The organism is Exiguobacterium mexicanum (assembly GCF_005960665.1).
In the GTDB taxonomy this organism is placed as follows: Bacteria; Bacillota; Bacilli; order Exiguobacteriales; family Exiguobacteriaceae; genus Exiguobacterium; species Exiguobacterium mexicanum_A.
Map to the genome: position 1 here is coordinate 1,398,761 of NZ_CP040676.1, position 25,898 is coordinate 1,424,658.

The window sequence follows — 25,898 nt, forward strand, 5'->3', positions numbered from 1 at the left end:
TTGAAAACATGTTATAATGCATAAAGAATAATTATCCATAAAATATATTGATGTATAGGTTCATAAGAACTCAAATAAACTCACAAAAAAAGCGGTAGTCCTACGAGCTACCGCTTCTGCTTTCGACCTTATTCAACCGTTTTTCGTGAGTGATGCAAAAATGCCCGGGGTTTTTTCCAAATGATCAAGCCGACATATCCGAGAGTGAGCAAAATCAAGGCACTGACGAGGACGACGTAAAGCGTCGCATTGTCAATTCGTGCAAAGATGGCGATGTAGGCCCAGACGAAGACGAGCGGATAGATGAAGTCACGATGCCACCACATGAAGACGAGCGCCAGGACAACACCGACCATGAGCATGAGCGATGTCCAAGCCAGTTCGTCGAGCCCGAGCAACGTGGTGACATTTTCTCGGTTCATGACGACGAACACGTTGACAATCGTCGCGACAGACACCCAGCCGATATAAATCGAGAACGGGAACCGGTCGAGCCAACTTGTCGACGTCCGGAAGGCGATGTAATAGAGCCAGGCGAGCGTCGCGAGAAATGCGACCATGACGACGAGCGAAGCGATGAACCATTCGTTCGTGAACGTGAGCAACCAGAGGCCGTTCAAGATACACGAGACGAGAAAGCCCGCTTTCATCCGATTCGCCTGCCGGTTCGCAACCGACCCTTTCTTCAGTTGCAAGACGAGCCAGACGGCGAGCGCGATATAAATCACGCCCCAAATCGAGAATGCGTAGCCGGCCGGTTTGAAGTAAATATCGATTCGGTCCGACACGGCCGCATTTTCACCGCTCGCGAAGTAGTTGATGACGACCGTCGCCAAAAACGCCAGCCAGTTGATTAAAGGCCATTTTGATAAGTCCATAAGTACGATCCTCCGAAGAAGACCTGACACCTCCTTTATTAGCATAGTTTTCTATACCCATGTGCCAACGCTCATACACATCCGGACTAGCTCCTGAATAACTCGCTGGACACATAATAAAACGACTCCGGCCTTAACCGGAGTCGTGTCGAAGAAGCGGCAGTGTCACCGCATTCGGGATCGTCCACCTAAGTAGATGGGCGACAACATCAATTGTTTAGAAGTCGATCTCGTCCGGGTCGGGACCGAGACGGTCATGTGTCGCCACGGCATCGATTTTCGCCAAGTCGTCCGCATCGAGCGCAAAGTCGAACACTTCGAAGTTCTCTTGAATGCGGTGCGGTGTGACGGATTTCGGAAGCGCGACATTCCCCGTGTCCAAATGCCAGCGAAGCACGACTTGCGCCGGCGTCTTACCGTGTTTCTCCGCGATTTCAGCGAAAGTCGGGATGTCGAGGAACTTCCCTTGCATGAGCGGGCTCCAAGCCTCAACTTGAATGCCCTCGTCTTGGCAATACTCGACGAGGTCCGGTTGCGGCAGTTGCGGGTGCAACTCGATTTGATTGATGAGGGGCGTCATGAGACCCGCTTCTTTCAACGTTTCGAGATGGTGTTCTTTGAAGTTCGACACCCCGATCGCCTTGATTTTACCGGCCTCATAGAGGTCAATCAAATCTTTCCACGCCTCGACGAACCCGTCGACTGGCCAGTGGAGCAGACAAAGATCTAAATAGTCAGTCTCGAGTCGAGCGAGTGATTCGTCGAACGCTTCTTTCGTCCGGCGCTGGCGAATGTCTTCGTTCCAAATCTTCGACGTCAAAAAGATATCTTCACGAGCGACGCCAGATGTTTGAATCCCTTTGGCGACGCCTTCTTCATTCTTATAAACGGCTGCCGTATCGATATGGCGATATCCGACTTTCAGTGCCTCGGCGACGGCCTGTGGCGCCTCCGTCTCGTTGTCGACTTGCCATACCCCAAAGCCGATCATTGGAATTTTGACACCGTTGCGTAACGTTGCGAGTTGCATACAATCATTCCCCTTTCAAAACTGTTCGAGCTGATTGTATCATACCCGTCATTCTATTTCGAAAAACTAAATCGTCAGACTTTATCGGTGTTTCGGAACACAGACTCAGCGATGGGATAGAGAGACATATCGAGCTCGCAGTCCCCTGTCAGAACGAGATCGGCGAGCACTTTCCCGATGAACGGGCCGACCGTCAAACCTGATGACCCGAGACCGTTCGCGACGAGCAACTGCTCCGCTCCCGGTACGCGGCCTAGAATTGGAATCGAGTTCGGCGTGACCGGACGGAAGCCGACACGCGTCTCAATCAGTTCGGCTTCGGCAAGTCCCGGGGCCGATTCTAGCCCTTTCGAAAGCACTTCATGAATCCCGATCGCCGTCGGCCGTGCGTCGAACGCCTTGTCCCGTTCGTGCGTCGAGCCGATGACGATTCGTCCTTCTTCAAATCCGAGCAAATAGCGGCGCCGCGGCGGCATGACGACCGGCCAGTCGGACGCGTCCGTATCAGGCAGCTGTACGTGAACGATTTGTGCCTTCTCCCCAGCGACACGGGCCGTATACCCGATCGGTTCCATCAACTCGGGCAACCACGCCCCGCAGGCGAGTACGATTTCATCCGCCTCAAAGCGGACACCATCACATTCGACGTGATAGCCGTTTTCTTCAACGAGCACGGCCGAACCGTCAATCAAGGTCACACCGCGTTTTACGGCGACCCGTTCGAGCGCCGCTCTTAACTTCTCCCCATCGACGCGTGCCCCTCCTTCGACGAGAAGGGCGTCATATTCGTCCGAGAGCGGCGGGAACAGCGCTCTCGCTTCTTCTGCCGTCATCCGGGTCAAATCGCCGATTTCCGGGGCTTCTTCACGGCGTAGCGCCGTCCGCTCTTGCATCTCGTTCAATTTTTTGTCTTCGTGCAAGGCGAGCGTCCCGACGCGTTTATAGCCGGTCTCCGTCTCACCTTCTCGCTTCAAATCGTCCACGACGGTCGCGTAGTAGTGAGCGCCCCCTTTGGCGAGCGCGTACCACGCCTTGTTCCGGCGCTGGGCGATCCACGGGCAGACGATGCCTGCTGCCGCGTCAGTCGCACGGCCCTTCTCTTTACGGTCGATGACGGTGACGTCGGCTTTCCCGGCCAGATGGTACGCGGTCGAGATGCCGACGATTCCTGATCCAATCACAATCACTTTTTTCATAACAGTAGCGCCATCATCGGTTCGATGACGGCTTCACATCCTTTCCTTTCATAAAAAATCACCGGCCCGAAGGCCGATGATCAGTCGCGCATGGCGAGGCGATACAGTAAATCAAGAATTTCAATATAGAGCCAGATGAGCGTCACAATCAACCCGAACGCCGCGACCCATTCGAGCTCTTTCGGAGCCCGGCTCTCGACTTGACGAGCGATATAGTCGAAATCAAGCACGAGCGCGAGTGAGGCGATGATGACAATTACAAATTGCACGCCGATGGCAAGCGGTGACGAGCCCGTCATGAACGGGAGTCCTGAACCAAAGAAGCTCATCCCGATTTGAACGAGATAAAGCAACATGACCGTAAAGATCGCGGCCGTGACACCGGCGCGGAACTTTTGCGTCACTTTGACGAGACCCGTCGAGTAGACGAACCACATCGCGAACGCGACGATGAACGTCGTCAAGACGGCACGGCCGACGATGCCCGGAAGCATCGCTTCGAAGAAGTACGAGATCAACCCGACGAACACCCCTTCGACAATACCATACAATGGCGCGACGACAGGTGCCGTTCTCGGTTTGAACGTGATGACGAGTGCTAAGACCAAGCCGAGGATGAGCGAGCCGATCATGAGCGGGAACAATAACGCCTCCCCGATTGTCGGCACGAGCATCCACGTCGTCCCGGCGGCTGCCGTGACGAGCAAGAGCAGCGTGAACACTTTCGACCACGTACCGGCTTTCGTCATCGGCGTGGTGCTATAAGCTGTTGTCTCCATTGATTTACGGAGAACTGGATTCGATTTAAGTCTCAACTGTCGTTAACCCCTTTATTCTATTTTCAGTTCTTGGCCATGACTTTAATGAATTCCCGCATATAGTCAGGCAGGTCAGGCGGACGGCGGCTCGAGACGATATGACCGTCGACGACGACCGGCTCATCGTGCCAAATCGCACCCGCGTTTTCCATATCATCTTTAATACCCGGTGTGCTCGTGACGTTGACACCATCAAGAATCTTCGCTGAAATCAATACCCAGCCAGCGTGACAGATTTGACCGATTGGCCGTTTCTCGTCATGCATATAGCGGACGAACCCTTTCACCGAATCGAAGCGGCGCAACAAGTCGGGTGACCAGCCACCTGGGACGAGGATAGCGTCGTATGATGAGATGTCGACGTCATCGAACGCGATGTCCGATTTGGCTGGAACGCCGTACTTACCGATATAGGCGTGATCCGCCTTCTCGCCGGCGAGGATGACGTTTGCACCTTCCTCGCGTAACCGATGGACCGGATACCATAATTCTAAGTCTTCAAAGTCGTCACTGACGATTTGCAAAATATTTTTACCTTGTAATTGCATCGAATCCCTCCCTTTATTTGTCTTTCACAAGTATACCCCATAAGCCACGTGGCGAAAACAGGGACGATCGATGAAACGCACGTCGCTTAACTTGAATCAATTTGCTTGTGTCACGGGCACAATCACATTTCCAGCCTTTCCTCCGGCATCAACGTAACGGTGCTCCGCGACGATGTCCTCGAGCGGATAAACCGAATCGATGACGGCCTTTAATCGGCCGGCTTCAAACAGATCGTTCAGGAAAGTCAAATCCTCTTTCCGTTCACTCGCAGGTCCTTGTCCGGCGACAGAACTGAATTTCCCGTGTTCGGCGACATGTTTCCGGGCCAACCGCTTATCGATTTTCCCGGCCGCATCGAACACGGCAACGTATGTGGTCAGTTTCTTATCATAGCCTGCTTTCGTGTAATCGACCACGACGTCTGCGCCAAGACTTCTGACGAGTTCGAAGTTCCGTTCTCGACAGACTGCCGTTACGTGAGCCCCGTAATAGTTCGCGATTTGAACGGCCATCGAACCGACTGCTCCGGAGGCCCCGTAAATTAATACGGTCTTCGCTTGTTCGATGTTCACTTTACGCAAAAAGTGAAGAGTCGTCGTTCCGCCAAACGGCAAGCTGGCTGCTTCGACAAAACTAGCGTTGTTCGGCATGCGTTCGACACATTTATTCGCTTTGACACACGCATATTCAGCGTAGCCGCCGAACCGCATCCCGGTCAGCGCATAGACACGGTCACCGACCTTGAAGTCTTCAACGCGACTACCCGTCTCGACGATCTCCCCTGCCAAGACGACACCAAGAATCGGTTGGCGCGGCGCCTTGAAACCGACGATGACTCGCATCGGGAGCTTACCTAGAACCGGTACATCAAGAGCCCGTAATCGAAGGTCGCCGGAATGGACGGCAGAGGTGTGAACTTTGATCAACAACTCATCCGATTTTGGCACAGGCTTGTCGACCTCTCGGAGCTGCAACACGTCAGGTGGCCCATATCCGGTACAAATCACTGCTCTCATCGTAACCCTCCTCTTAAGACGTGCAGTAGTTACTAATGAATTCACCGTCTCAATAAAATAAAACTAGATGGAAAAGTCATCTGGTTCCTGGAATGAGTTTTTCATCAAACAAGCTGAGGAATAAGAATGACCGCCAACAGAAAAACGGAAGTGATTTTTACTTTGTTACGATTCAATGCGAAAGGAAGCAGGAATAACCCAAGAAAAGTAATGGCAAGGGCGATAAGTCCATGGATGAAGTACCCTTCAGTGGATGCGATTGGGATGCTGATCACCTGAATGGTTGGATTTAAGAAAAAGCCCATTGTTTCAAAAACAAGATTTCCGATTAGGCCAAGGCTCAGTAAGCATACGGATAATAAGAAAATTAATGATTGCTTCTTCACGATAATCCTCCTTTTGAACGTACATCAATCAACATGACAAGGTAGACTCGTTTGTCTTCTTCATTATAAACAATCACATATTATTTATGGAAAAAATTTCAACCAGTTCGGTTATAATGAGATTGATTCTAATCAATTTATTGAAAGAACTTTCATACGAAGGAGGCTCACTATGAAGACGTGCTACTATCTTGGATGGTTCAACGATTTTTTCCCAACTCATTTGGCAGATGCCTTGTCACGAGACGTGACAAATCGGCAGTCCCTCGTAATGATCAGCTCGGACCCTGCCTCAACTGCGGAAAATGGTGTTATCGAGCTATCGTGGTTACAGGAAGCCGGCATCTTGTTCAACGTGACCTAATCCAATCGATTCAACAAAGCGACGCCATCGTCGTAGGCGCTAGTGCAGGCGCAATCAATATGTCTTTGTCTTGGTTATGCTCGCCAAACATGGGTTATGAGGTTTCAACCCCAACGATTTCACAGGGCGTGGCCCTCAACGATTTTTCGGTGCTCTCCCACTTCGATCTCGAACATCACATGCACATCGTCAAGCAAGAGCTCGCCCTCTTATCCGTAGAATTACCAATCTATTTGTCGAACAAAGATTGTGCACTTCGTGTTCAAGGTGATCAAGTCGATATCTTCGGAGACGTTTATTTGTACGCGAATTGAAACATAACGAAGCTACCTGAGACCACATCTTTCCATACAGATTAGTACTTCCCATTACGATATGGTTTCATGTTAAATCCGAGATAATTATCGCTTGCAAAATCTGTATGTAGAAATCGAAACGTTATGTCGTCAATATATTGTGTTATAATGAGTGCGACTTTTTGTAATTTTTTGAACGAGAAAGGAGACTTCCCACATGAAACAATACCATGATTTATGCACCCATATCCTCGAGAACGGGGTCGTCAAAGAAGACCGCACCGGGACCGGGACGACGAGCGTGTTCGGCTACCAGATGCGTTTCAACCTTCAGGACGGGTTCCCCCTGATCACGACGAAGAAATTACATACGCGCTCCATCATCCATGAACTGCTCTGGTTCATCACCGGCGACACGAACGTCAAATACCTTCAAGACAATGGGGTTCGTATTTGGAACGAGTGGGCCGATGAGGACGGTAATCTCGGTCCTGTCTACGGGGCGCAGTGGCGCTCGTTTCCGAAACCAGACGGCACGACTGTCGACCAGTTCGCGCAAGTAATCGAGCAAATCAAAACGAACCCTGACTCGCGCCGACTCATCGTCTCGGCCTGGAATCCAGGGCAACTTGAAGACATGGCGTTGCCGCCGTGCCATCTCATGTTCCAGTTTTACGTCGCGGACGGAAAATTGTCGTGCCAGCTCTATCAACGAAGCGCTGACACGTTCCTCGGTGTCCCGTTCAATATCGCGTCTTACGCTTTGCTCACGCATATGGTCGCCCATGTGACCGGGCTTGAAGTCGGAGACTTCGTCCATACGCTCGGCGACGCCCACATTTACCATAACCACCTCGAACAAGTGAAGCTGCAATTGACGCGTGAGACCCGACCGCTCCCGACATTGAACATCCTGCGTGACGTGTCATCCATCGAGGACTTCCGGTTTGAAGACTTCGAGATTGTCGGCTATGACCCTCATCCACACATTAAAGGAGAAGTGAGCGTATGATCATCCATGTCGTCGCCATCGGGAGCAATCGGGAAATCGGGAAAGATAACGCCTTGTTGTGGCGCCTGCCCGATGACTTGAAACAGTTCAAAGCTGTCACGACGGGTCAAACGGTCGTCATGGGACGAAAGACGTTTGAATCGATTGGTCGGCCGCTGCCGAACCGACGCAATATCGTCGTCACGTCGGACCGCACCTTCTCAGCTGAAGGTGTCGATGTGTGGCACGACCTCGAGTCGCTTAAAGACGAGACGACAGACCTTTATATCATCGGTGGCGCGACGCTCTATGAGCAGACACTTTCGATAACGGACCGGTTCTTCGTCACCGAGGTCGATGGCACGTTCGAGGCGGACACGTTTTATCCATCCCTTCCGGACGGTCTTATCGTGACGAACGAACAGTTTCATCCGGCCGACGAACGGCATGCCTATAGCTTCACATTCCGTCAATATGACAAAAGGGACATCGACTGAGTCGACGTCCCTTTTTTAATCGGGTAATTTTTCGAGCCATTGCTCGATTTTTTCAGTGATCGTGTCCTGATGGTCCTGCTCGGCCAAGTCATCATACAGCGCCCCGAGCTCGAGCGCGGTTCGTTTCGATACGGCCAAGATATGGCTGTACTTGCCGCGTTGCTCTTTGACGGCTGATAAGGTCCCTCTCGTCTCGTTCGTGCCCGAGTCATCGAGAATAAACATTTCCATATGATCGTTACAGGCGTAACGATCGTATGGGCGATAGATGACCTCGTAGCGACGATGCTGCTTCGGCAAGCGCTCAGCGAGCAAAGCGTACTTCTCAGGACTCATCGTCACGTAAGCGAGCCGTTTCTCCTCGCGGACGGCTGACGAGTAGCGGATGATTCGATTGCGTCCATCGCGCTTCGCCTTGTAGAGCGCCTCATCGGCATAAGCACACCACTCGCCGAGCGTCATACCGGTCTGACAGACCCGTGTATAGCCGATCGATACGGTGACGTGATGTTCATATGTAAATGTCATCTCCTCGATGCGCCTACGGACCCGTTCAAGCACCGCATCGACGACGTGACGCTCCGACACGTTGAGGATGATGAGAAATTCTTCCCCGCCATAACGAATCAATTCGTCACTCGAGCGGATGGCGAGACGGACTTCCTCGGCGACGCGATGCAACACCTCGTCCCCGTAAGCATGACCGAACGTATCGTTCAACTGTTTGAAATGATCGATGTCGAGCAGGGCGAGCGTGAAGCTCTCACCGGAGCGCTCAAGTCGGGACATGAAACGGCTAAACGTCGCTTTCAAATATTTTCGGTTGAACGCGCCTGTCAATTCATCGACGAGGAGCGCGTTCGAGACGAGACGAGCCTTCTCGATATGATGTCCGAGACGAACGAGCCGTTCTTCCATCGGTACCCATTCCTCCCAATAGTCATCGAAGCCGTAAGAATAGGCGGCGAGGCGATAATGTTCATTCGTGCCGATCACGATGAGCGGGACATACAGCTTCTTCATCTTGCTGACGAACGATTGAATCGACCGCTCCGGGAAGCGGGCCCACAACTCGACGTCCATGATGATGGCTTTCGGGACATCTTCATAGTCATATTCGACGGCCTCTTCTAACGTCTGCAAGAAGACAGGACGCGCCCCGAGCTTTTCGACGCGCGGTTTATACCGGCTATACGTAGAAAAACTGTTAGCTAAAACAAGGACGAGATCCTCGTCTTCCTGCTCGATGCCTAAGACGGTATGGATATAACGTTTCACTGGGGCAATCAAAGCCATCGCCTCCGCTTGCGTCAAGACCGGTGGCAATTCACGAACATCAGACTCGACACGACTGAAAATCTCAAGCAAGTGCATCAAGCGGCGACGCTTCACTTCTTGCTTCATCCAATCTAATAAAAACTCGATCTCTGATGTTTGAATCTGTCTCGCGCTCGTGATTTGCGTCAAAATAGTATGTATACGATCTGTGAGTTGCTGCTGCTTCATTCCCGACCCCCCAGTTTCGTTCTCCCCGATATGTTCTTCTGTCTATGATTATGCGACTTTATCCACGAAAATACAACTATTTACTTATTTTCTGCCCATTGTTTGACAGTAAGATAGTGCTTATGACCCATTACATCATGAAAAAGAGCGGTCATCGACCGCTCTTTTCTTATTTTCCAACTTTTAGGTTAGGAGATGTCATCTCTTCTGGACGAATCCATTCGTCAAACTGCTCTTCTGTCAATAGTCCTGTCTCTAGCGCCGCTTCTTTTAAAGACGTCCCATTCTTATGTGCTAGTTTTGCGATTTTAGCCGCATTCTCGTAGCCGATATGCGGGTTGAGCGCTGTCACGAGCATGAGCGAACGATCAACGTTGTGCGCGATGACGTCCAAGTCTGGTTCGATGCCGACGGCGCAATGCACGTCGAACGAATGAAGACTGTCCGTCAACAGGCGGCACGTCTGGAGGAAGTTGTACATGATGACGGGTTTGAACACGTTTAACTCGAAGTTTCCTTGGCTCGCCCCGAATCCAATCGTCGCATCATTGCCGAGCACTTGGGCCGCGACCATCGTCAACGCCTCACTCTGAGTCGGGTTGACTTTACCAGGCATGATCGAGCTGCCCGGTTCGTTCTCCGGAATCAAGATCTCACCGATACCGGCACGCGGGCCAGAAGCGAGCCAACGGACGTCGTTGGCAATCTTCATCGCATCCATGGCGAGCGCTTTCAAGGCACCGTGTGTGAACACGAGCTGATCGTGGCTCGTGAGCGCATGGAACTTGTTGACGGCCGTGATAAAACGTTTTCCGGTCTCTTGCGAGATCTTCTCGGCCACGACTTCTCCGAACCGTGGATGAGCATTGATCCCCGTCCCGACTGCCGTCCCGCCGAGGGCGAGCTCTGTCAACGGTTCGAGCGTACGCTCAATCATCTGTTTCGACAGCTCGAGCATCCGGACCCAACCACTGATCTCTTGACCGAGCGTGACTGGCGTCGCGTCTTGCAAGTGCGTCCGACCGATCTTGACGATGTCCATGAATGACTCGGCCTTCTTCGCGAGCGTCGCGTGGAGCGCCTCGATTGACGGCAACACATGGTCCTCAACCGCGAGGATGGCGGCGATGTGCATCGCCGTCGGATATGTGTCGTTCGAGCTCTGCGACTTGTTGACGTCGTCGTTCGGATGAATCGTGAGCGTTTGACCACGCTCTTTCAACTTATCATTCGCCAAATGGGCGATGACTTCGTTGACGTTCATGTTCGACTGTGTCCCTGAACCCGTTTGCCAGACGACGAGTGGAAACTCGGCGTCATGTTTCCCGGCGACGATCTCATCGGCGACTTCGGCGATGACGTCGGCTTTCGCTTGCTCCAACACACCGAGCTCGGCGTTGGCGAGTGCGGCACCTTTTTTCAAAATCGCGAAGGCATGCACGACCTCGAGCGGCATCTTTTCCGTGCCGATTTTAAAGTTCTCTAGACTGCGCTGTGTTTGGGCTCCCCATTTGGCTGAAGCCGGAACGTTGATTTCCCCCATCGTGTCCCGTTCGATCCGATATTCCATGAAAATTCCCCCTCTTTTTTTGACTACGCTTTCATTTTATCGAAACTTTTGCAAAAAAGAAATCATTCCCCTGCAATTGACAAAAAGTCGGGCCAAAGCCCGACTCTCATCCGATCAACAATGCCTGTTTCGCCACGTCATGGGCCCGGTTCTCTGCCCGCGGGATCCATTTGATGAACTTGTTTGGCAATTCGTCATACAGCGTCAGCGTCTTGACGAACAAAGGACGCACCGCTTGGTCTTTTAAGAACCTCTGCTCGAGCGCCCGCACGACCGTCTCGGCGTCCGAATAGAACATGAACGTCGATTCGTCCGTGAGCGTATGCGCTTGTTCGATGGCGAACGCGAGCGCGGCGAGTTCGGCCTGAACGCTCGTCAGCCCGACACGTTTGGCGATGTACGTGGATACGGTGCCGTCCGTTGTCTTAATCCAGACACCAAGACCGTTCTCACCCGCCTCTTGGTTCGTCGCCGCATCAAAATAAATGTGAACCAAAGCGATACGCCTCCCAATCCGTTTCGATCGGTGCATGGATATCGATGAGCGAGAGACGTTTCGACAAGAGCGCCACTTCTTCTTGCCCGTCGAGCTTCTTCGCAAACTTCCGATGCGCCTCTTGGAGTGCTTCTTGTCTCAAGATGTCATACAGCGCTTCAACCGTGTCGTATGACTGGACAAGAATCGTCGCCGTCTTTGGTCCGATGCCGCGGACGCCTGGAATATTGTCCGAGGCATCACCTTGGAGCGCTTTCACATCGACGAACTGTCCGGGCCGTATTCCATAAGTCGTCTCGAATATGTCCTGGTTCATCATCATCTCTTCCCCCTTTTTCGGGACGATTTGAAACACGTTCGGGGAAAGCAGCTGATGCAAATCACGGTCTGACGAATACATATACGATTCACCCGGGAACGCGGTCGCGACGGCCCCGATCAAATCGTCGGCCTCATATCCGGCGAGCTCGGACTGAAAAATGCCGCGCTCGCTCAACGCTGCCCGCAACTTGACGTAATCGTGGAACAACGGTTCCGGTAAGCCGGTGCGAGTCGCTTTATAGTCCGAAAACAGGGCGTAACGATGCGTCGTCTCGCGTGGTCCGTCCCAAAAGAAGGCGATATGCGTGAAGTCGTTCGTCCACCCGTCAACTTTACGGAGCAGTCCTTTCAACGTCACATCGGGATCGAGCGCCCGACGACGCTCTGTGGCAAAATAATAACGCGACAGGAGATTAAACCCATCGACCAACATCAATTTCATCATGCATCCACCTCACAAGCTTGTAATCCGCGCGCTAGCGCGTCTCGGTCGAGATTCTTCCCGATCCAGACGAAGACGGAACGCGAGTCGTCGCTCGGTTCGTTGGCGAACGTCGCCCCCATCAGTTGATTCGTCGCTTGGACGACGAATTTTGATGTTTCTCCTTCTAAACGGACAATCGCCTTCAAGCGATAGACATCGTCCTCATAGTGCATGAGCACCTCGCGTACGTATTGCGTGACACGTTCCCGACGTAGTGGGACGTCGGTCGTGAGCGTCACGGCCCGTAGGGAAGAGACGGACGTGTGCCCTGCTGTCAGTCGACCGAGGAGTTGCTCGTCGACTCGTGAAAGCTGGAACGTATTTTCCGTCAAGTCATAGTCCCCTACCGTCTGAACCGTCTCGATGACCCGAACGGTCGGATTTAGTGCTTTAATCCGTTCATGCGCTTGTTCGAGCGTGACGTCATCGACGAGGTCGACTTTGTTCATCAGAATCACATCTGCATAGGCGATTTGATGGATTCCTTCTATAAACAATTCGCGGTCCATTTGACTAGCGTCGACGACCGTCAAAATCGCCGTCAGCTTGAACCGTGTCCGTAAGTAATCATCGTAATAGATCGTCTGGATGATCGGTGCCGGATCGGCGACACCAGTTGTCTCGATGACGATGCGGTCAAATGTATCTTTGGACGCAAGCTGATAGAACGTCTTACTCAAATCGCTTTGAATCGAGCAACAGATGCAACCGTTCGATAACTCGATCTGTTCTTGGTCCATCTTGACGATCAACTGTTCGTCGATATTGACTGAGCCAAGCTCGTTGACGATGACGAGCAATCGCTCGTCCGTCGCTTCTAGCAAGCGATTCATATAGGTCGTTTTTCCGGCGCCTAAAAAACCGGTCACCAATTGCACGGGAATCATGTACTGCACCTCACCTTATAAATTTTCGTGGACCCGCGCCCACTTCTCATAACGGGCATCCAACAAGTCGATTAGATGGAGCATCCATCCTTCCGTCGTGACCGGTAACACGCTCGAGCCCCACTCGCGCTTGCCGTGGTGGGACAAAATCATATGCCAAATCCGGTGATGGACATCGAGCGGAAGTGTGACGCCGGCAGCTTGTTGACTCTTCTCGAACAACAGTCCGCCGTACGGCATGTGTCCGATCAAGCTTCCCATCGGGTTGATGGAGATCCCGGTCGTCTCACTCGTGCCGCTGACCGAGAACAGTTGCTCAAACCGGTTCGGGGACGATAGCAAGTGACTGTACTCGAACAACTTACCGATATCATGGAACAAAATCCCGAGCGCGAGCTCGTCCCAACGGAGTGGCTCTTTCAACTCGGCGATGGCCTCACAGGCCGCGTAAAGCGACTCGAACGTGCCGCGGAACGCCTGTTCAACTTTTACACCGTTCATCGTATTCCATACGTCTACTTTGTGCAACTGCTCGGCTTCTTTGATGACCCGGAACGCCATCGCCAAATGGTCGTCTTGTTCTTGGAACCGATAACCAAGTCGAAGCATACAGACCGTGTGCTTCAAGAGGCCGCCGACATAGTTATGATGATGATACAGTGCGGCCGGTGCGAGAACGAAATCGTCCCAATAGCGGTCGAGCAGTGACATCGCGATCGCTTGATAGTCTGGCGAGAGCGTCGACAGAATCGCGAACAGCTCATCGGCGTATTGTTCCATCGTCTCGTCTCCAGGAAGACCTGGCAACAACGATACCGCTTCGTCCCGGGCAATCGGTTTGGCCCGGTCGATCGTAATCGATTTGGCGCCGTCCGGTTTTGGGTAGACGTCGATTTTCCCTTCGAGCTCGATGACGCCTGACTCGTAAATCGGCAACAATTGATCTTCATTGCCGCGCAACCACTGCTTGGCACGGATGAGTCCGCTCGAGGTCGTCAAATTGAGCTGTAACCATTTCGCCCCGGATTTGCCTTCTCGAACTTCGACCGTACTGACGAGCGCTTTCGTCTGAACCGGTGTTCCGTCTGTCAGGTCCGATAGCCGTGTCGCCGACTTCTCTACGGTCGGAAGTTGGAACCGTGTTCGGTCGAATCCGCCCCCTGCAATTGGATCAATCTGTTGGTAATAGTTCATGTGCAATGCCCTCCTTCTTCTCTTTGCCCATTGTATCGTGTTTTCCGCTTCGAGGCGAACATACTTTCGTTATAGGTCCAGAAGTTTCCTGAATTATATTGAAAGCGCTTACTAGAATTGTTACGATAAAGGCAGTTAGATAAAGGGGGAACTTACATGATTTCATTGGTAGATACGTATGAACGGTTGATCGCAACAGGGGAAGCGACACGTTACGCCACTACGCATTCGACAATCGCAAGCATTTTACAGGCATCGACTTGCCCGGTCTCGCATCAAGAGCTCGTCACGGCGGTCTCGGGGCATGCCGGTAACCCATATACGCCAGACCAACTCGTCGACTCGGTCATCGAGCATGAAATGAAAGGGGCGATGGCCGTCCTGCTCGTCGCCGGTTATCCGATCCAAACACCGCTCGCAAAAGCCGTCGTCTTATCGGCGTTCGCACGCACGAACCGGATGAACATCGAGAAACTGAAAGAACTCGGTCATGCTGACTTGCTCGTGCGGATTCAATCGGCAGAACGATCTTGGAAGCGGACATATACCCACTTGTATCGGTCGGCACCGACACAGCTCTGTGACCAGCTCGACTCACTGCTCGGCGGTTGCGCCGTCCATCGTGTAATTGAAGCACTCGATCTCGACCCGAACGTCAAAACGGCATAAAAAAAGAGCGGTCCCCGGGCCGCCCTTTTTTTATGCCTTGAATTATCCTTCTGTCACTTCGACCGCTTCCGGTTCGAACAACGTGACGTTCCGCGCTGGTGAGAACGTTGAAATCGCATGTTTATAGATCAACTGTTGGCGCCCTTCTGATTCGACGATGACCGTGAAGTTGTCAAACGATTTGATGACTCCCCGAATTTGAAATCCGCTGACTAAAAAGACGGTCGTCGGCACCATTTCTTTACGTAATTGATTCAAAAAATGGTCTTGGATGTTATAGCTAGCCTTCATGTTGCATTCCCCCTAGTCTATGTCTCTTTCAAATAATCGGAATTTTCGAAAAAACTCCTCAACTTCATCATAAATATTTTGATACGATAGTTCAAATGATTTTCGTCCCATATCAACCCAAATCCCATTAAATTGATGACGGAACCATGTTAATTGACGCTTCGCGAACTTGCGCGTGTGCTGTTTGAGCGTCTCGGTCATCTGCTCTCGGGTCATCAATCCATCAAGGTACGGAACGACCTCCTTGTAACCGATGGCCCGCATTGCCTGCGTATCCCGATAACCAGCCGTGAGTAAGCGCTCGACTTCTTCGATGAGACCCGCTTCGAGCATCAAGTCGACACGATGGTTGATGCGCGAGTAGAGCACGTCCCGGTCCGCATGCAAGACGAACAATTTATAGGCGTAATGCTCCGACGGGAGGCTATCCATCGCCTGGGCGTCGCCTTGGAGCGCGACTTCAAGAGCACGGATGACGCGGCGGACATTATTTGGATGAATGCTCTCGGCCCGTTTTGGGTCGAGCGACTGCAGGCGGGCGTGCAGCGCTTCAGGACCATTCGTCTCCGCCTCTAACTCGAGCGATTCGCGCAATGCATGATCGACCGGTCGCTCCGTGAACTCATAGTCATATAAGATTGCTCTGATGTAGAGACCGGTCCCGCCGACCAGAATCGGCAATTTCCCGCGCGCGTAGATGTCATCGATCGCCGCCCGGGCCAACGTCTGGAATGTGGCGACGCTCATCGCCTCGTCCGGGTCACAGATATCGATTAAATGATGCGGAACCCCTTCCGCCTCCTCGACCGTCACTTTTGCCGAACCGATATCCATCCCGCGATACACTTGGACCGAGTCGCCCGATACGATTTCACCGTTGAACGCTTTCGCGAGCTCGATTCCTGTCTTCGTCTTCCCGACAGCGGTCGGTCCGACGAGGACGATGACTGGTGTTTGTTCCATCCTTGTCACTCCTCAAACGAAAGACCGTTCCAAAAAGGAAACGGTCCGTTAAATTCTTCTTTTAATTGTATCATCAAACACGACCGCAAACAGCATCCATCCGCATAATAATAGTCCCATCAATAAAATTAAGCCATCACTCATCCGTGGTCGCCTCCTTTACGTACCTCATTCCCACTTTTCACACTTTAGACACAATTGAATACGTAAAAAAAGACGCTCACGAAGAGCGTCATTCATTGTGTCACTTCAAGAACTCGGCGGCCTCGCCACATCGTGAACCCAATGTAGAGAACCGTCGTGCCGCTCGCTGCCCACCAGATCACGTCATAGAGCGGTGTCATCAAGTTGGCCAGTCCAAACAGCGCCGGGACGATCAGTGTCAACCAAGCGAGCACGAATGCGACTCGGGCCGTCAACCCATCAATTTGGCGCCCAAGACCCATCCCTACATAGAACAGTCCCCACAGGAACGACCAGAACAACCAGGTTATGGCGCCCATCACATCGCCCATCGTGAACGAGATGGTGGCATAAAAAACGGCTGAAATCGAAACAAATAGCGAGAACCAACCGACGCCACGTCCGTCGAGGTCGAACAAAAATGTCACACCGACGTACAAATAGGTGAAAGCGAACAAATAGATGCTCGCATATCCGAACACTTCCGCCGAACTCGCCCCGATGACGAGCCACGTCGCGATGAACGTCTGCAACAGTCCTGTGAAGAGACTGAATACACCCGCACTCTTGACGTCCACTTTCCCGAATAAGACGAGGCTGTTAATGAACAGTGCCACGCCACCAAATAATAAACTAATATTCCCCACTCTCAGTGCTCCTTCGTACAGATGTCTGACGTCTTATTTTATACGTCCACTGTAACGTGAATTCGTTTTCAGTGCAAGTGGGGAAATGGATGTTCACGGAGTCGACAAAGGTCACTCATTCTCGAGCGTTTCAATCGCTTCATCAATCCGGTCCTGTTCGTCCTCCGTAAATGTCGGGAATTTAGGATCGATGTCTTCAAGGACGTCAATCATAATCGTGGAGACGATATATCTGGCGTACCAGTCATCATCTGCCGGGAGCACAAACCAGGGTGCATGTTTCGACGCCGTGTTCGATAACATATCCTCAAAGATATCCTGATAATCATCCCAATGCTTTCGCTCTTCGACGTCATTAAATGAAAACTCCCAGTTCTTACTTGGATCTTTCAGTCGTTCAAGCAAGCGGTCACGCTGGACTTCTTTTGACACGTTAAAGAAAAATTTGATGACTTTGAATCCGTTCTCATCTAAATATTGTTCAAAGTCATTGATTTGGCGATAACGGACCTTCCATACCGACTCTTTGTCCTCTTCATCAGGGATGACCTCTTCCCCGAGCAGGTCATGGACGCGCGGAGCGATCACTTCTTCATAATGCGACCGGTTCAAGATGCCTACCTGCCCACGCTCTGGCATGAGGTCATGCATTCGCCACAAGTAATCGTGTTTCTTTTCCGTGTCCGACGGTTTTTGGAACGCGTTCGTCTTCAACCCTTGCGCGTTCAAGTTCGAAAAGATATAACTGATCGCCTCATCTTTGCCGCCGGCATCGAGCGCTTGCAAGACGACAACGATCCCTTTCTTCGATTCGGCGTACAGCTTCCAATGCAACTCTTTCAATCGCTCCACGCTCTTTGGAATCAACTCGTTTTGTAACGTCTCGTCAGATGGGCGATCTTGTAGCGTGGTCGGGAAATCGCTGAGACGAATCCCATTTTTATGGTCAATGCGAAAAGTTTGAATATCCATGTGTCCTCCTTGACTCGATTGAATTCTAAGTACAACATCTATTTACCCTATTCTTTCAAAAAAATAGCGACAAAAAATCCTTTCCGCCGAAACGGAAAGGATGTTTGAATGGACTCGGCTTAGTAGATTCCGACCGCGTCGAACGATTTCGCCGCTGCGACCGCTTGTGTACTCGTTGGACCGTACAAGTCTTTAGCTGACTGTACGACTGCTTGACGAAGGTTCGAGAAGTTCGATGTCGGTGTCAAGTAGACCGTGAGGGCACGGTAGTAGATGTCCCCCATCTCCATGACGCCGATGCCTTGGACCGAGACGCCGTAGTGCGAACCGCCGCTCGCTAAGAGATAAGCCGCTTTGTTGACGATACCCGAGTTGATGTGGACGCCACCGTTGTCTTGCGTCCCTGTGTAGCGGACCGAGTAGTGGTCCGGGTCACCGTTGGCCGCTGGGTTCGACATCGAACGGAGACCGTCCCCAGCCACGCCAGGCGTATAGATGTCTTCCCCGACCAACCAGTCGAAGTTCGAGCCGACGCTGTACTCCGCGACCGTACCGAAGATATCCGATACCGCCTCGTTGATCGCACCCGATTCATTTTGATAGATCAAACCGGCCGTGTATTCTGTAACGGCGTGTGACAATTCGTGAGCGACAACGTCGAGTGCACCAGAGAGGTACGTGAACGTTTGGCCGTCCCCGTCACCGTACACCATCTTGCTGCCATCCCAGAACGCATTGTTGTAGCTACGGCTATAGTGGACCGTCGAGTTGAGGGCCGCACCGTTGTTATCGTAACTGTTGCGTCCATAAGTGTTCTTGAAGAAGTCATACGTCTTCGTTGCGTTGACATGTGCACTGACCGCGGCCCGGTCGTACGTCGTGTTCAAGACGTTGTCGACATCGGCCCAGAGCGATCCAGGAAGGCGCGTCCGGTTTCCGGCGTCATACGTATAGATGCCTTTACCGCGTGTCGAGTCCTGGAGATAGTAATATGAACCGCTCTTCGTCGTCTTGAACGTTTGGCTCTGGCCAAGGACGTCGATTCCCGTGCCCGTATACGTCGTACCCGTGACGCCGTTCGTCGGTTTGGCGTGTGCCAATTGGTTGTACTTGTTCAATACTTTCCCGCTTGCCGCATCGATGAAGTATGTCCAGCGTGACGGCTCATCCGCATCAAGGATCGTCCCGGTCACTTCATACGCATAGACCGCCTCTTCACCATTCGGATAGACGACGAGTTCCGCTGCCGGCTCAAGCTCGTATGCGCCTTTGTGGCCGACAAGCTCTTTATAACGAGCGACCGCTTTTTGCTCATTCAGCTTGATCGATTTATGTAATCCTTTAAGTTGTTTCGTATCATCGACGACCGTTTTCAATTGGCCATCGTTATCGACGACACCGACGACAATTCCACCGAAGACTGGCACTCCGTCGACCGTCTGTTGTAATTTGACAACTTGTCCGACTTTGTCACGCTTCGATTCGAGCGTTTTGAATTCGCCTTTCGCTTTCGCATACTCTTTGACGATTGTCGTCGGGGCTTCGTTCGATGGTTTCGTCAACGTGCCCGACTTGAGCTCCGCCGCTCCGACAAGTTGCGGCACGAGCAAGACGCCTGCGATGAGTGATGTAGATAAAACTTTTTTCATGTGTGTTTCCCTCCTTATGTGGTGTCTCCTACTTTACATAGTTTCCCACAATGAAGGTATCCAACTATCTAATTATTTTGACAATTCAAATTATTAAGGCATTCGCCCTATTCCCACTACTTATCTAGTCATTTCAACCATGACAAAAAAAGCGTCACCACGGAAGGTGACGCCAGTCATCAATAGACATCTTTTTGTGTAAAATGGTAGAACGCATACGCGAGAGCCGCTAGCGACCAGACGAATATGACGATGAGCGAGAATGGCAACGTCATCCCCTCGATTGGTGGGGCTTGCCCCTCGAGATAGGTATGAAGACCGAAATTGACGTTGACCAAATATTTCGAGCTGTCCCAATTCGACCCGAGCGACGTGAGGAGCGGTCCTGAAATCAGGACGGCCATCATGATCCCAATCCCTGTCGCCGTGTTTTTGACGATGACCGAGATCATGAGCGCAATCGTCCCGACGGCTGCGACGACGAACCAAGATAGTCCGACCGACATGAGCAAGTATTGCCACATCGGCAGCGTATGGACGAAGTCGGTCGAGAACGTCCCGGTCGCCGAGGCTTGGAACCCTGTCAAAATCGGGGCGGTCCATCCGTCCCAGCCGAGCACGATGCCGGAGATGGCATAACTGACGAGTGCGGTGATGAAGATGAGAATCGACGTATATAGGAGCGTCGTCATCCATTTGGCGAGCAAAATCTTGAAGCGTCGGACCGGACGGGACAACAGTGTCTTGATTGTCCCGTCATTGTGTTCACCGGAGACGATATCCGCCATCAAGACGATGATAAAGAGCGGCAGCACGAGCGTCGTCCCTTGCGAGAAGAAGACTCGCATGAACGTCGGAGCCCCAGGATAGTTCGGGTTGATGTCATTATCTAAGTAGTATTGATTCTGTTGGACCTGGAACTCCAAAATTTGACGGAACTCGTCCTGAACGTTCGCCGAGGCGAGCCGGTTTTGCGTATCGACGATCTCTTGCTGTAAATCGACGCGCCAATCGATCGTCCCTTGTTCTTCGCGCTGTTTCTCGATCTGACGATAGTTCGCATACGTGAACATCGAAACGAGCACAATCAAGATGATCGAGACGACGAGGAGTCGTCGCTTCTTATGGATTTTTAAGACTTCGTTCCGAATAAGACCAAGTATTGACGGATTAGACAATATGGTCACCCCCGGTCAATGAGATGAATAATTCTTCGAGTGTCTGGACGCGTCGTTCAAGCCCGAATACGTCGACTCCCCGGTCAAGCAAATAGCGGTTCAAGCGGGCCGTCTCTTCAAGATTCATCGACACGCGAATCGTGCGTTCGTCGACGACGTCGGCGTGCTCAATCGATTCGAAACCGCGCACAATCGGCAAGACTTCAAAACTGTCGGCCACATGAACATCGACCGTCGACGCCAACTCATGAATCAATTCGTCTACCGTCCCGACTTTCACGATTTTCCCGCGCGACATGATGGCGACGCGGTCCGCGAGCAGTTCAATCTCAGCCAAAATGTGGCTCGAGACGAGGACGCTCAGTCCAGTCTCTTCGACGAGACGGCGGATGAAGAGTCGAAGATCGCGAATCCCCATCGGGTCGAGCCCGTTCGTCGGTTCGTCGAGAATCAAGACACGGGGGTTGTTCAACATGGCCTGGGCGATGCCGAGACGTTGCCGCATCCCGAGCGAGTAGGTCTTCACTTTATCATCGATCCGCGCCGTCAAGTCGACGAGATCGATCACTTCTTGAATCCGGGCCTCATCTACCCCGGGCAACATCCGCGCGAAGGCGTTCAAGTTCTCACGCCCGCTCATGAACTTGTACAGTTCCGGATTCTCAACGATGGCGCCGATTTGATTCATCGCCTGAACGAATTGACGTTCGACGCTGAACCCACAAATCGAGACGGTCCCGTTCGTCGGCTTAATCAAACCGACAATCATCCGAATCGTCGTCGTTTTGCCGGCCCCGTTCGGTCCTAAGAAGCCGAACACTTCACCGGGAAACACATCGAACGAGATGTCATCGATGATTGTTTTCTTACCGATTACTTTTGTCAAATGGTCTATTTTCAATGTTGGTTGCATCATCTCACCTCTCCTACATTCTATCGGACTCGACCGCATCTGTCCTATTCGAACATTCACATAGGGCAGGTTCAAACTTATTTGATATGATAGTTCTATAGAAAGTGAGGGAATCACATGAAAAATGGGAAATGGTATTCGTTTTTAATCGGTTCGGTCTTCTTGACGGGCATCGCCTTATACGGTTTATGGATCGGCTATCAAGATATCGTCAACCCACCGGATCGCACACTCTCGATTAGTGAAGATTCGAGACCCGAACCGGTCGGTGACGTTTACGTCGCTTTAGGTGACTCCCTGACACGCGGCGTCGGGTCGACGTCAGGTGCTGGCTACGTTCAGCCGGTCGGTGAAACGCTCGACGAAGACGGCATTCGTACGCAGAACTTGGCCGTCTCCGGTGCCCGGACTGAGGATTTGTTGGCCCAACTCGAACAACCGGAAGTACGGCGAACGATTGAGAACGCCCGCTACATCACACTCACGATTGGCGGTAACGACCTGTTCAATCGCGGCGAGAACGTCGATAACTTTGAATCGGTCGATATCGAACAAGTTGTGACCGATGCCAAGACGAATTTGAATGACATCTTTGAACAAGTTCGCGGATTGAACGATACGGCACAAATCGTTTATATCGCGCTCTATAATCCATTCCAAGAGAACGAAAACGGTGAGGCGTTCAATCAACTGATTCTCGATTGGAACGCCTCGGCGGCCACGTTCGGAAACGCACAACGCATCGACGTAATCGACCCGTTCGCATACGTCTCTGACGTCTCGCGTGACCTCGCGACCGACCAGTTCCATCCGAGCGATCGGACGTACGAGAAGTTAGCCGAGGACGTCCTGTTCATCCTCGAATAAGTAAGATGGCCTGATCATCGCGATCAGGCCATTTTTTCATCGTTCATATTTGACGAGCCAGCGCTCCCCGTCGCGCGTCATGGACGTTCCGTACCAACCCGCCTTCAACAAGGCGCCCTGTTGCTCCGTCTCGCCCATCTCGAGCCATGTCGCTTCTCCGGCCGGTCGCCAGTCGCTGTGCAGTTCCTTCATAAAGATGTAGCGCAACTTCCCGCCATACTTCGGTTTAAGGGCACCGATGCGAAGCCCGAGGGCAAACTTGTCTTTCAAGCTCGGGATGTTGAATGGTGCCACGGTCGCACAGACGAGGTCGAATCGGCTACCATGTTCCAGCTCTCTCATCAGAAGCCTGCCGAGATGCTGTTGCAGGCCGTAGCCGCGGTAGTCCGGATGGACGTTCGTCACTTCTTGATAAATGATGCGTTTCAGTCCCTCTGATGGATAACCGATATCACAGCCGAGATGCTCGTCATCGAGCGGTGGGATGAGGAGCGCGCGGAACGCGATCAACGTTCCCTTGTGATATGCCCCGATGAGCGTCCGGTCCGTCAACAACTTGACGAACTCCTCTGTCGACAAGGATTGATACTGGCTCCCTTCCGTCAGTGTATCCATGACATCCTGTTGCACCGCCTCGATTTGTTCCAGGTCGGTCATCGCCAAATAGGTGACCTCGATGTCGAGGCCGTTACAATCACCGCGCCACATGATCGGTCCCTCCGACGACGTACGTCGCGGTCGTCAGACGTAATAAGACAGATTCATCGACGTCGACACCGAGTCCTGGTCGTTCAGACAATCGAATGAACGGAAGGTCGTACGTCAAATTGCCGATGTCTTCTGCAAAGCGGAGCGGCCCTGTCAATTCGACCGATTGGACGATTTTGCTCGAGAACGCGACGTGGAAACCTGCACTCGAGGCGACCGACGACTCGACCATCGACCCGATTTGGCACTCGATACCTGACATCTCGGCCATATGGACAAGTTTTTTCGCCGGGTAGATGCCGCCGCACTTCATCAGTTTAATGTTCACTTTGTGGGCGGCCTGCATCATCGTCAGACGACGCATTTCGGTTACACCCCGCACGCCTTCATCAATCATGAGCGGGACCGAGATTTTTCCTTTTACTTCTACCATGCCTTCAAAATCGTCGGCTTTGACCGGCTGTTCGACCCAATCGATATGGAATGGCTCGAGTAACTTCATCGCTTGGAGCGTCTTGGCAGCATTGACCCAACCTTGATTGACATCGACCCGAATCGGAACGTCCGGTCCGACGGCTCGACGAACCGCCTCGACACGTCGTACGTCCGAGGCGACATCGACGCCGACTTTCATCTTGACGGCTGTATAGCCTTGTTCGATTTGTTCGCGCGCCTCGTCCGCCATCGCTTCCGGATCTCCGATGCTTAACACGTGCGTGACCGGGAAGGCATCGTGATAACGGCCGCCAAGCAACTCATACACAGGCAAGCCAAGTTTTTTCCCAACAACGTCGTGGCAGGCAATATCAAGCGCCGCCTTCGCCGCCGGCACGTCCCGGATGGCTCGGTCCATCACGTCATGGATTCGTTCCATATGCATCGGGTTTTGCCCGATCAAAAGTGGTCCTAGCACATGTCGGATGACGCTAATCGTACTGTCGAGCGATTCGCCCGTGACGTGCTCATCAGCGACGGCCTCGCCGTAACCGACATGTCCGCACTCGGTCGTCAGTTTCACGATTACCGACGGCATGTCGTCATAGCGGTGATAACTGACGATGAACGGTACTTTCAGTGGTAGACGTATCGCAAACAGCTCGATTTTCTTTATTCTCATATCTATTCCCCTTTACTTTTTATATATCATTAGCTATATTGTCGTTAAATTGCAAGGAGGAGTTTTGATGTCCATCCATATCGCCATCGTCGGGTCGCACGAATTTGTGGCTACTATCCGTACCCTCGGTGCCCCAGAAGGTGTTCGGTTCGCGTATCACCCTTACGAGCATCCCCATGAAGCAGCCGTTATCGCCAAAACGCTCGGCTCGTTCGATGGTGTCTTTTTTTCCGGGTCGTTCCCGTTCACTTATGCGGCCCCCTACCTTCAAAACGTAGCGACCCATCACGTCGTCCAAGACGAGACTGTCCTATTAACGACACTTCTCTATGCGACGCTCACCCACTCAGTCCCTCTTGATCAACTGTCCATCGATTTGGTCGAGCCGGAGCGCTTGACGTCAATCCTCGAATCGTTCCCGAATCATGCCTCGACTCCTGCCGTTATGAAAGTCGAACCGAGTATCGCTTTCGAAGACGTGATTACTTTTCACACGGAGCACGGGGCCAAGCAGGCGAAACTGGCCGTGACGAGCATCGAACAAGTTCATCGTCAACTCGTCCGTGATGGATATCATAGTCTATTGATGATCGAGCCGCGGACCACGGTCGAGCGCCATCTCGATATGTTAATTCAACGAATTCGACGCCAGTTCGCGGACGACGCCCAGTTCGCCATCATTCGTTTCGAGACCGACGACAAGGCATTACTCGAACATTTGAAAGTGGTCCGCTACCTTGGCGGACACATCGAATCGACCGACGATGGTCGTATCACGCTACTTACGACACGAGGCGAGACGAACAACGCCCTCGATACAAGTACGCTCAGCCCAACAGGTGATTATCGAATCGGAATCGGCTATGGCACGCAATATCAACAAGCATACGAAAATGCTGAAATCGCACTATCGGCCGCAAGCAAGGAGCGCATTCGAATCGTCGACGATTCAAAACGCTTGTCCTTCCCGAACCGTGAGGACCGCATCCCCTATCGAGTGACCGAAGTAGCGGTCTTTGACGTCATCAAGCAAGCCGGGATCAGTCCGGTCAACATCGGTAAAATTATGCAGTTCTCAAAGCACCATCTTGAATTCACGGCAAAAGAGTTGACCGACCATCTCGCCGTCTCAAGACGGACGACGGAGCGACTCATCAAAAAATTACATGACGCGCAACTGATCGAAGTGATTGGTGAAGAGATGAGTTACAACCAAGGACGACCTCGTGCCGTCTATAAATTCAATTTCCCGACCTGAATAG

General features: G+C 52.1%; 29 protein-coding genes. 7 read left to right on the top strand and 22 right to left on the bottom strand.

Annotation, left to right across the window (positions count from 1 at the left end; all coding sequences use genetic code 11):
- Positions 1-128 precede the first annotated feature (128 nt).
- The 7 genes from FED52_RS07575 to FED52_RS07605 form a co-directional block, all read right to left on the bottom strand.
- Positions 129-878, bottom strand: coding sequence for a TspO/MBR family protein (locus FED52_RS07575; RefSeq protein ID WP_138859487.1), 750 nt, complete (start codon positions 876-878; stop codon positions 129-131).
- 217 nt (positions 879-1,095) lie between these two features.
- Positions 1,096-1,908: an aldo/keto reductase gene (locus FED52_RS07580; protein WP_138859488.1), complete on the bottom strand. Its 813-nt coding sequence runs from the start codon at positions 1,906-1,908 to the stop codon at positions 1,096-1,098.
- Between the two features lie 74 nt (positions 1,909-1,982).
- Positions 1,983-3,104, bottom strand: coding sequence for an NAD(P)/FAD-dependent oxidoreductase (locus FED52_RS07585; RefSeq protein ID WP_138859489.1), 1,122 nt, complete (start codon positions 3,102-3,104; stop codon positions 1,983-1,985).
- 80 nt (positions 3,105-3,184) lie between these two features.
- Positions 3,185-3,919, bottom strand: a complete 735-nt coding sequence (locus FED52_RS07590) for a Bax inhibitor-1/YccA family protein (RefSeq protein ID WP_138859490.1) — start codon at positions 3,917-3,919, stop codon at positions 3,185-3,187.
- A gap of 26 nt (positions 3,920-3,945) precedes the next feature.
- Complete coding sequence (locus FED52_RS07595) at positions 3,946-4,470, bottom strand: type 1 glutamine amidotransferase domain-containing protein (RefSeq protein ID WP_138859491.1); 525 nt, start codon at positions 4,468-4,470, stop codon at positions 3,946-3,948.
- Between the two features lie 96 nt (positions 4,471-4,566).
- Positions 4,567-5,487, bottom strand: coding sequence for an NAD(P)-dependent alcohol dehydrogenase (locus FED52_RS07600; RefSeq protein WP_138859492.1), 921 nt, complete (start codon positions 5,485-5,487; stop codon positions 4,567-4,569).
- Positions 5,488-5,591: 104 nt separating this feature from the next.
- Positions 5,592-5,873, bottom strand: a complete 282-nt coding sequence (locus tag FED52_RS07605) for a hypothetical protein (RefSeq protein WP_138859493.1) — start codon at positions 5,871-5,873, stop codon at positions 5,592-5,594.
- A gap of 172 nt (positions 5,874-6,045) precedes the next feature.
- On the opposite strand from FED52_RS07605, the gene FED52_RS14030 reads away from it, so the two are divergent.
- The 4 genes from FED52_RS14030 to FED52_RS07620 all read left to right on the top strand — a co-directional run bounded on the left by FED52_RS14030 (position 6,046) and on the right by FED52_RS07620 (position 8,021).
- Positions 6,046-6,237 carry a hypothetical protein gene (locus tag FED52_RS14030; protein WP_346764550.1) on the top strand — a complete coding sequence of 64 codons (192 nt, stop codon included), beginning with the start codon at positions 6,046-6,048 and terminating at the stop codon, positions 6,235-6,237.
- Positions 6,198-6,551, top strand: coding sequence for a Type 1 glutamine amidotransferase-like domain-containing protein (locus FED52_RS07610; protein ID WP_346764551.1), 354 nt, complete (start codon positions 6,198-6,200; stop codon positions 6,549-6,551). Before FED52_RS14030 ends, FED52_RS07610 begins: the two co-directional genes overlap by 40 nt.
- Positions 6,552-6,750: 199 nt before the next feature.
- Entirely contained in the window at positions 6,751-7,545 is a 795-nt protein-coding gene (locus tag FED52_RS07615; protein WP_138859494.1) for a thymidylate synthase, read from the top strand.
- A complete protein-coding gene (locus FED52_RS07620) occupies positions 7,542-8,021 on the top strand; it encodes a dihydrofolate reductase (RefSeq protein WP_034777436.1) in 480 nt (159 codons plus the stop codon). The genes FED52_RS07615 and FED52_RS07620 overlap by 4 nt, the downstream gene beginning before the upstream one ends.
- A 15-nt stretch (positions 8,022-8,036) precedes the next feature.
- On the opposite strand, the gene FED52_RS07625 is transcribed toward FED52_RS07620, so the two are convergent.
- The 6 genes from FED52_RS07625 to FED52_RS07650 form a co-directional block, all read right to left on the bottom strand.
- Positions 8,037-9,527, bottom strand: coding sequence for a GGDEF domain-containing protein (locus FED52_RS07625; protein WP_138859495.1), 1,491 nt, complete (start codon positions 9,525-9,527; stop codon positions 8,037-8,039).
- 169 nt (positions 9,528-9,696) lie between these two features.
- The gene (gene fumC, locus FED52_RS07630; RefSeq protein WP_034777433.1) at positions 9,697-11,097 is read right to left on the bottom strand and encodes a class II fumarate hydratase; all 1,401 of its coding nucleotides are present in this window, start codon (positions 11,095-11,097) and stop codon (positions 9,697-9,699) included.
- Between the two features lie 106 nt (positions 11,098-11,203).
- The gene (locus tag FED52_RS07635; RefSeq protein ID WP_138859496.1) at positions 11,204-11,593 is read right to left on the bottom strand and encodes a reverse transcriptase-like protein; all 390 of its coding nucleotides are present in this window, start codon (positions 11,591-11,593) and stop codon (positions 11,204-11,206) included.
- Positions 11,574-12,356, bottom strand: coding sequence for a 5'-3' exonuclease (locus tag FED52_RS07640; RefSeq protein WP_138859497.1), 783 nt, complete (start codon positions 12,354-12,356; stop codon positions 11,574-11,576). The genes FED52_RS07635 and FED52_RS07640 overlap by 20 nt, the downstream gene beginning before the upstream one ends.
- A complete protein-coding gene (locus FED52_RS07645; RefSeq protein WP_138859498.1) occupies positions 12,356-13,285 on the bottom strand; it encodes a CobW family GTP-binding protein in 930 nt (309 codons plus the stop codon). The genes FED52_RS07640 and FED52_RS07645 overlap by 1 nt, the downstream gene beginning before the upstream one ends.
- Positions 13,286-13,300: 15 nt before the next feature.
- Positions 13,301-14,479 carry a DNA-binding protein gene (locus tag FED52_RS07650; protein ID WP_034777426.1) on the bottom strand — a complete coding sequence of 393 codons (1,179 nt, stop codon included), beginning with the start codon at positions 14,477-14,479 and terminating at the stop codon, positions 13,301-13,303.
- A gap of 156 nt (positions 14,480-14,635) precedes the next feature.
- On the opposite strand from FED52_RS07650, the gene FED52_RS07655 reads away from it, so the two are divergent.
- Positions 14,636-15,148 (top strand): hypothetical protein, encoded by a 513-nt coding sequence (locus tag FED52_RS07655; protein ID WP_138859499.1) that lies wholly within the window; start codon positions 14,636-14,638, stop codon positions 15,146-15,148.
- A gap of 42 nt (positions 15,149-15,190) precedes the next feature.
- Here FED52_RS07655 and hfq read toward each other — a convergent pair whose 3' ends face one another.
- From hfq to FED52_RS07690, 7 genes are all read right to left on the bottom strand, one after another.
- Positions 15,191-15,439: an RNA chaperone Hfq gene (hfq, locus tag FED52_RS07660; protein WP_021067304.1), complete on the bottom strand. Its 249-nt coding sequence runs from the start codon at positions 15,437-15,439 to the stop codon at positions 15,191-15,193.
- A gap of 12 nt (positions 15,440-15,451) precedes the next feature.
- On the bottom strand, positions 15,452-16,402 hold the full coding sequence (gene miaA, locus FED52_RS07665; RefSeq protein WP_138859500.1) for a tRNA (adenosine(37)-N6)-dimethylallyltransferase MiaA: 951 nt from the start codon (positions 16,400-16,402) through the stop codon (positions 15,452-15,454).
- Positions 16,403-16,638: 236 nt separating this feature from the next.
- Positions 16,639-17,232, bottom strand: coding sequence for an AmiS/UreI family transporter (locus tag FED52_RS07670; protein WP_138859501.1), 594 nt, complete (start codon positions 17,230-17,232; stop codon positions 16,639-16,641).
- A gap of 111 nt (positions 17,233-17,343) precedes the next feature.
- Entirely contained in the window at positions 17,344-18,204 is an 861-nt protein-coding gene (locus FED52_RS07675) for a PPK2 family polyphosphate kinase (protein WP_138859502.1), read from the bottom strand.
- Positions 18,205-18,323: 119 nt separating this feature from the next.
- Positions 18,324-19,853 carry a M4 family metallopeptidase gene (locus FED52_RS07680; RefSeq protein ID WP_138859503.1) on the bottom strand — a complete coding sequence of 510 codons (1,530 nt, stop codon included), beginning with the start codon at positions 19,851-19,853 and terminating at the stop codon, positions 18,324-18,326.
- A gap of 179 nt (positions 19,854-20,032) precedes the next feature.
- Positions 20,033-21,031, bottom strand: a complete 999-nt coding sequence (locus FED52_RS07685) for an ABC transporter permease (protein ID WP_035385675.1) — start codon at positions 21,029-21,031, stop codon at positions 20,033-20,035.
- Positions 21,024-21,944, bottom strand: a complete 921-nt coding sequence (locus tag FED52_RS07690) for an ABC transporter ATP-binding protein (RefSeq protein ID WP_138860307.1) — start codon at positions 21,942-21,944, stop codon at positions 21,024-21,026. The genes FED52_RS07685 and FED52_RS07690 overlap by 8 nt, the downstream gene beginning before the upstream one ends.
- A 117-nt stretch (positions 21,945-22,061) precedes the next feature.
- Between FED52_RS07690 and FED52_RS07695 the strand changes: the two genes are divergently transcribed.
- Positions 22,062-22,811: a GDSL-type esterase/lipase family protein gene (locus tag FED52_RS07695; RefSeq protein ID WP_138859504.1), complete on the top strand. Its 750-nt coding sequence runs from the start codon at positions 22,062-22,064 to the stop codon at positions 22,809-22,811.
- 36 nt (positions 22,812-22,847) lie between these two features.
- Here FED52_RS07695 and FED52_RS07700 read toward each other — a convergent pair whose 3' ends face one another.
- Both FED52_RS07700 and FED52_RS07705 read right to left on the bottom strand, forming a co-directional pair.
- Positions 22,848-23,519, bottom strand: a complete 672-nt coding sequence (locus FED52_RS07700; protein WP_138859505.1) for a hypothetical protein — start codon at positions 23,517-23,519, stop codon at positions 22,848-22,850.
- Complete coding sequence (locus FED52_RS07705) at positions 23,506-24,636, bottom strand: mandelate racemase/muconate lactonizing enzyme family protein (RefSeq protein WP_138859506.1); 1,131 nt, start codon at positions 24,634-24,636, stop codon at positions 23,506-23,508. Before FED52_RS07705 ends, FED52_RS07700 begins: the two co-directional genes overlap by 14 nt.
- A gap of 67 nt (positions 24,637-24,703) precedes the next feature.
- Between FED52_RS07705 and FED52_RS07710 the strand changes: the two genes are divergently transcribed.
- Positions 24,704-25,894, top strand: coding sequence for an HTH domain-containing protein (locus FED52_RS07710; protein WP_167491795.1), 1,191 nt, complete (start codon positions 24,704-24,706; stop codon positions 25,892-25,894).
- Positions 25,895-25,898 lie beyond the last annotated feature (4 nt).

Excerpts from the sequence above, each read along its gene's own strand:
- FED52_RS07575 (WP_138859487.1), bottom strand. The coding sequence starts at position 878 with ATGGACTTATCAAAATGGCCTTTAATCAACTGGCTGGCGTTTTTGGCG.
- FED52_RS07580 (WP_138859488.1), bottom strand. The coding sequence starts at position 1,908 with ATGCAACTCGCAACGTTACGCAACGGTGTCAAAATTCCAATGATCGGC.
- FED52_RS07585 (WP_138859489.1), bottom strand. The coding sequence starts at position 3,104 with ATGAAAAAAGTGATTGTGATTGGATCAGGAATCGTCGGCATCTCGACC.
- FED52_RS07595 (WP_138859491.1), bottom strand. The coding sequence starts at position 4,470 with ATGCAATTACAAGGTAAAAATATTTTGCAAATCGTCAGTGACGACTTT.
- FED52_RS07600 (WP_138859492.1), bottom strand. The coding sequence starts at position 5,487 with ATGAGAGCAGTGATTTGTACCGGATATGGGCCACCTGACGTGTTGCAG.
- FED52_RS14030 (WP_346764550.1), top strand. The coding sequence starts at position 6,046 with ATGAAGACGTGCTACTATCTTGGATGGTTCAACGATTTTTTCCCAACT.
- FED52_RS07615 (WP_138859494.1), top strand. The coding sequence starts at position 6,751 with ATGAAACAATACCATGATTTATGCACCCATATCCTCGAGAACGGGGTC.
- FED52_RS07620 (WP_034777436.1), top strand. The coding sequence starts at position 7,542 with ATGATCATCCATGTCGTCGCCATCGGGAGCAATCGGGAAATCGGGAAA.
- FED52_RS07625 (WP_138859495.1), bottom strand. The coding sequence starts at position 9,527 with ATGAAGCAGCAGCAACTCACAGATCGTATACATACTATTTTGACGCAA.
- fumC (WP_034777433.1), bottom strand. The coding sequence starts at position 11,097 with ATGGAATATCGGATCGAACGGGACACGATGGGGGAAATCAACGTTCCG.
- FED52_RS07640 (WP_138859497.1), bottom strand. The coding sequence starts at position 12,356 with ATGAAATTGATGTTGGTCGATGGGTTTAATCTCCTGTCGCGTTATTAT.
- FED52_RS07645 (WP_138859498.1), bottom strand. The coding sequence starts at position 13,285 with ATGATTCCCGTGCAATTGGTGACCGGTTTTTTAGGCGCCGGAAAAACG.
- FED52_RS07650 (WP_034777426.1), bottom strand. The coding sequence starts at position 14,479 with ATGAACTATTACCAACAGATTGATCCAATTGCAGGGGGCGGATTCGAC.
- FED52_RS07655 (WP_138859499.1), top strand. The coding sequence starts at position 14,636 with ATGATTTCATTGGTAGATACGTATGAACGGTTGATCGCAACAGGGGAA.
- hfq (WP_021067304.1), bottom strand. The coding sequence starts at position 15,439 with ATGAAGGCTAGCTATAACATCCAAGACCATTTTTTGAATCAATTACGT.
- miaA (WP_138859500.1), bottom strand. The coding sequence starts at position 16,402 with ATGGAACAAACACCAGTCATCGTCCTCGTCGGACCGACCGCTGTCGGG.
- FED52_RS07675 (WP_138859502.1), bottom strand. The coding sequence starts at position 18,204 with ATGGATATTCAAACTTTTCGCATTGACCATAAAAATGGGATTCGTCTC.
- FED52_RS07680 (WP_138859503.1), bottom strand. The coding sequence starts at position 19,853 with ATGAAAAAAGTTTTATCTACATCACTCATCGCAGGCGTCTTGCTCGTG.
- FED52_RS07690 (WP_138860307.1), bottom strand. The coding sequence starts at position 21,944 with ATGCAACCAACATTGAAAATAGACCATTTGACAAAAGTAATCGGTAAG.
- FED52_RS07695 (WP_138859504.1), top strand. The coding sequence starts at position 22,062 with ATGAAAAATGGGAAATGGTATTCGTTTTTAATCGGTTCGGTCTTCTTG.
- FED52_RS07700 (WP_138859505.1), bottom strand. The coding sequence starts at position 23,519 with ATGTGGCGCGGTGATTGTAACGGCCTCGACATCGAGGTCACCTATTTG.
- FED52_RS07705 (WP_138859506.1), bottom strand. The coding sequence starts at position 24,636 with ATGAGAATAAAGAAAATCGAGCTGTTTGCGATACGTCTACCACTGAAA.
- FED52_RS07710 (WP_167491795.1), top strand. The coding sequence starts at position 24,704 with ATGTCCATCCATATCGCCATCGTCGGGTCGCACGAATTTGTGGCTACT.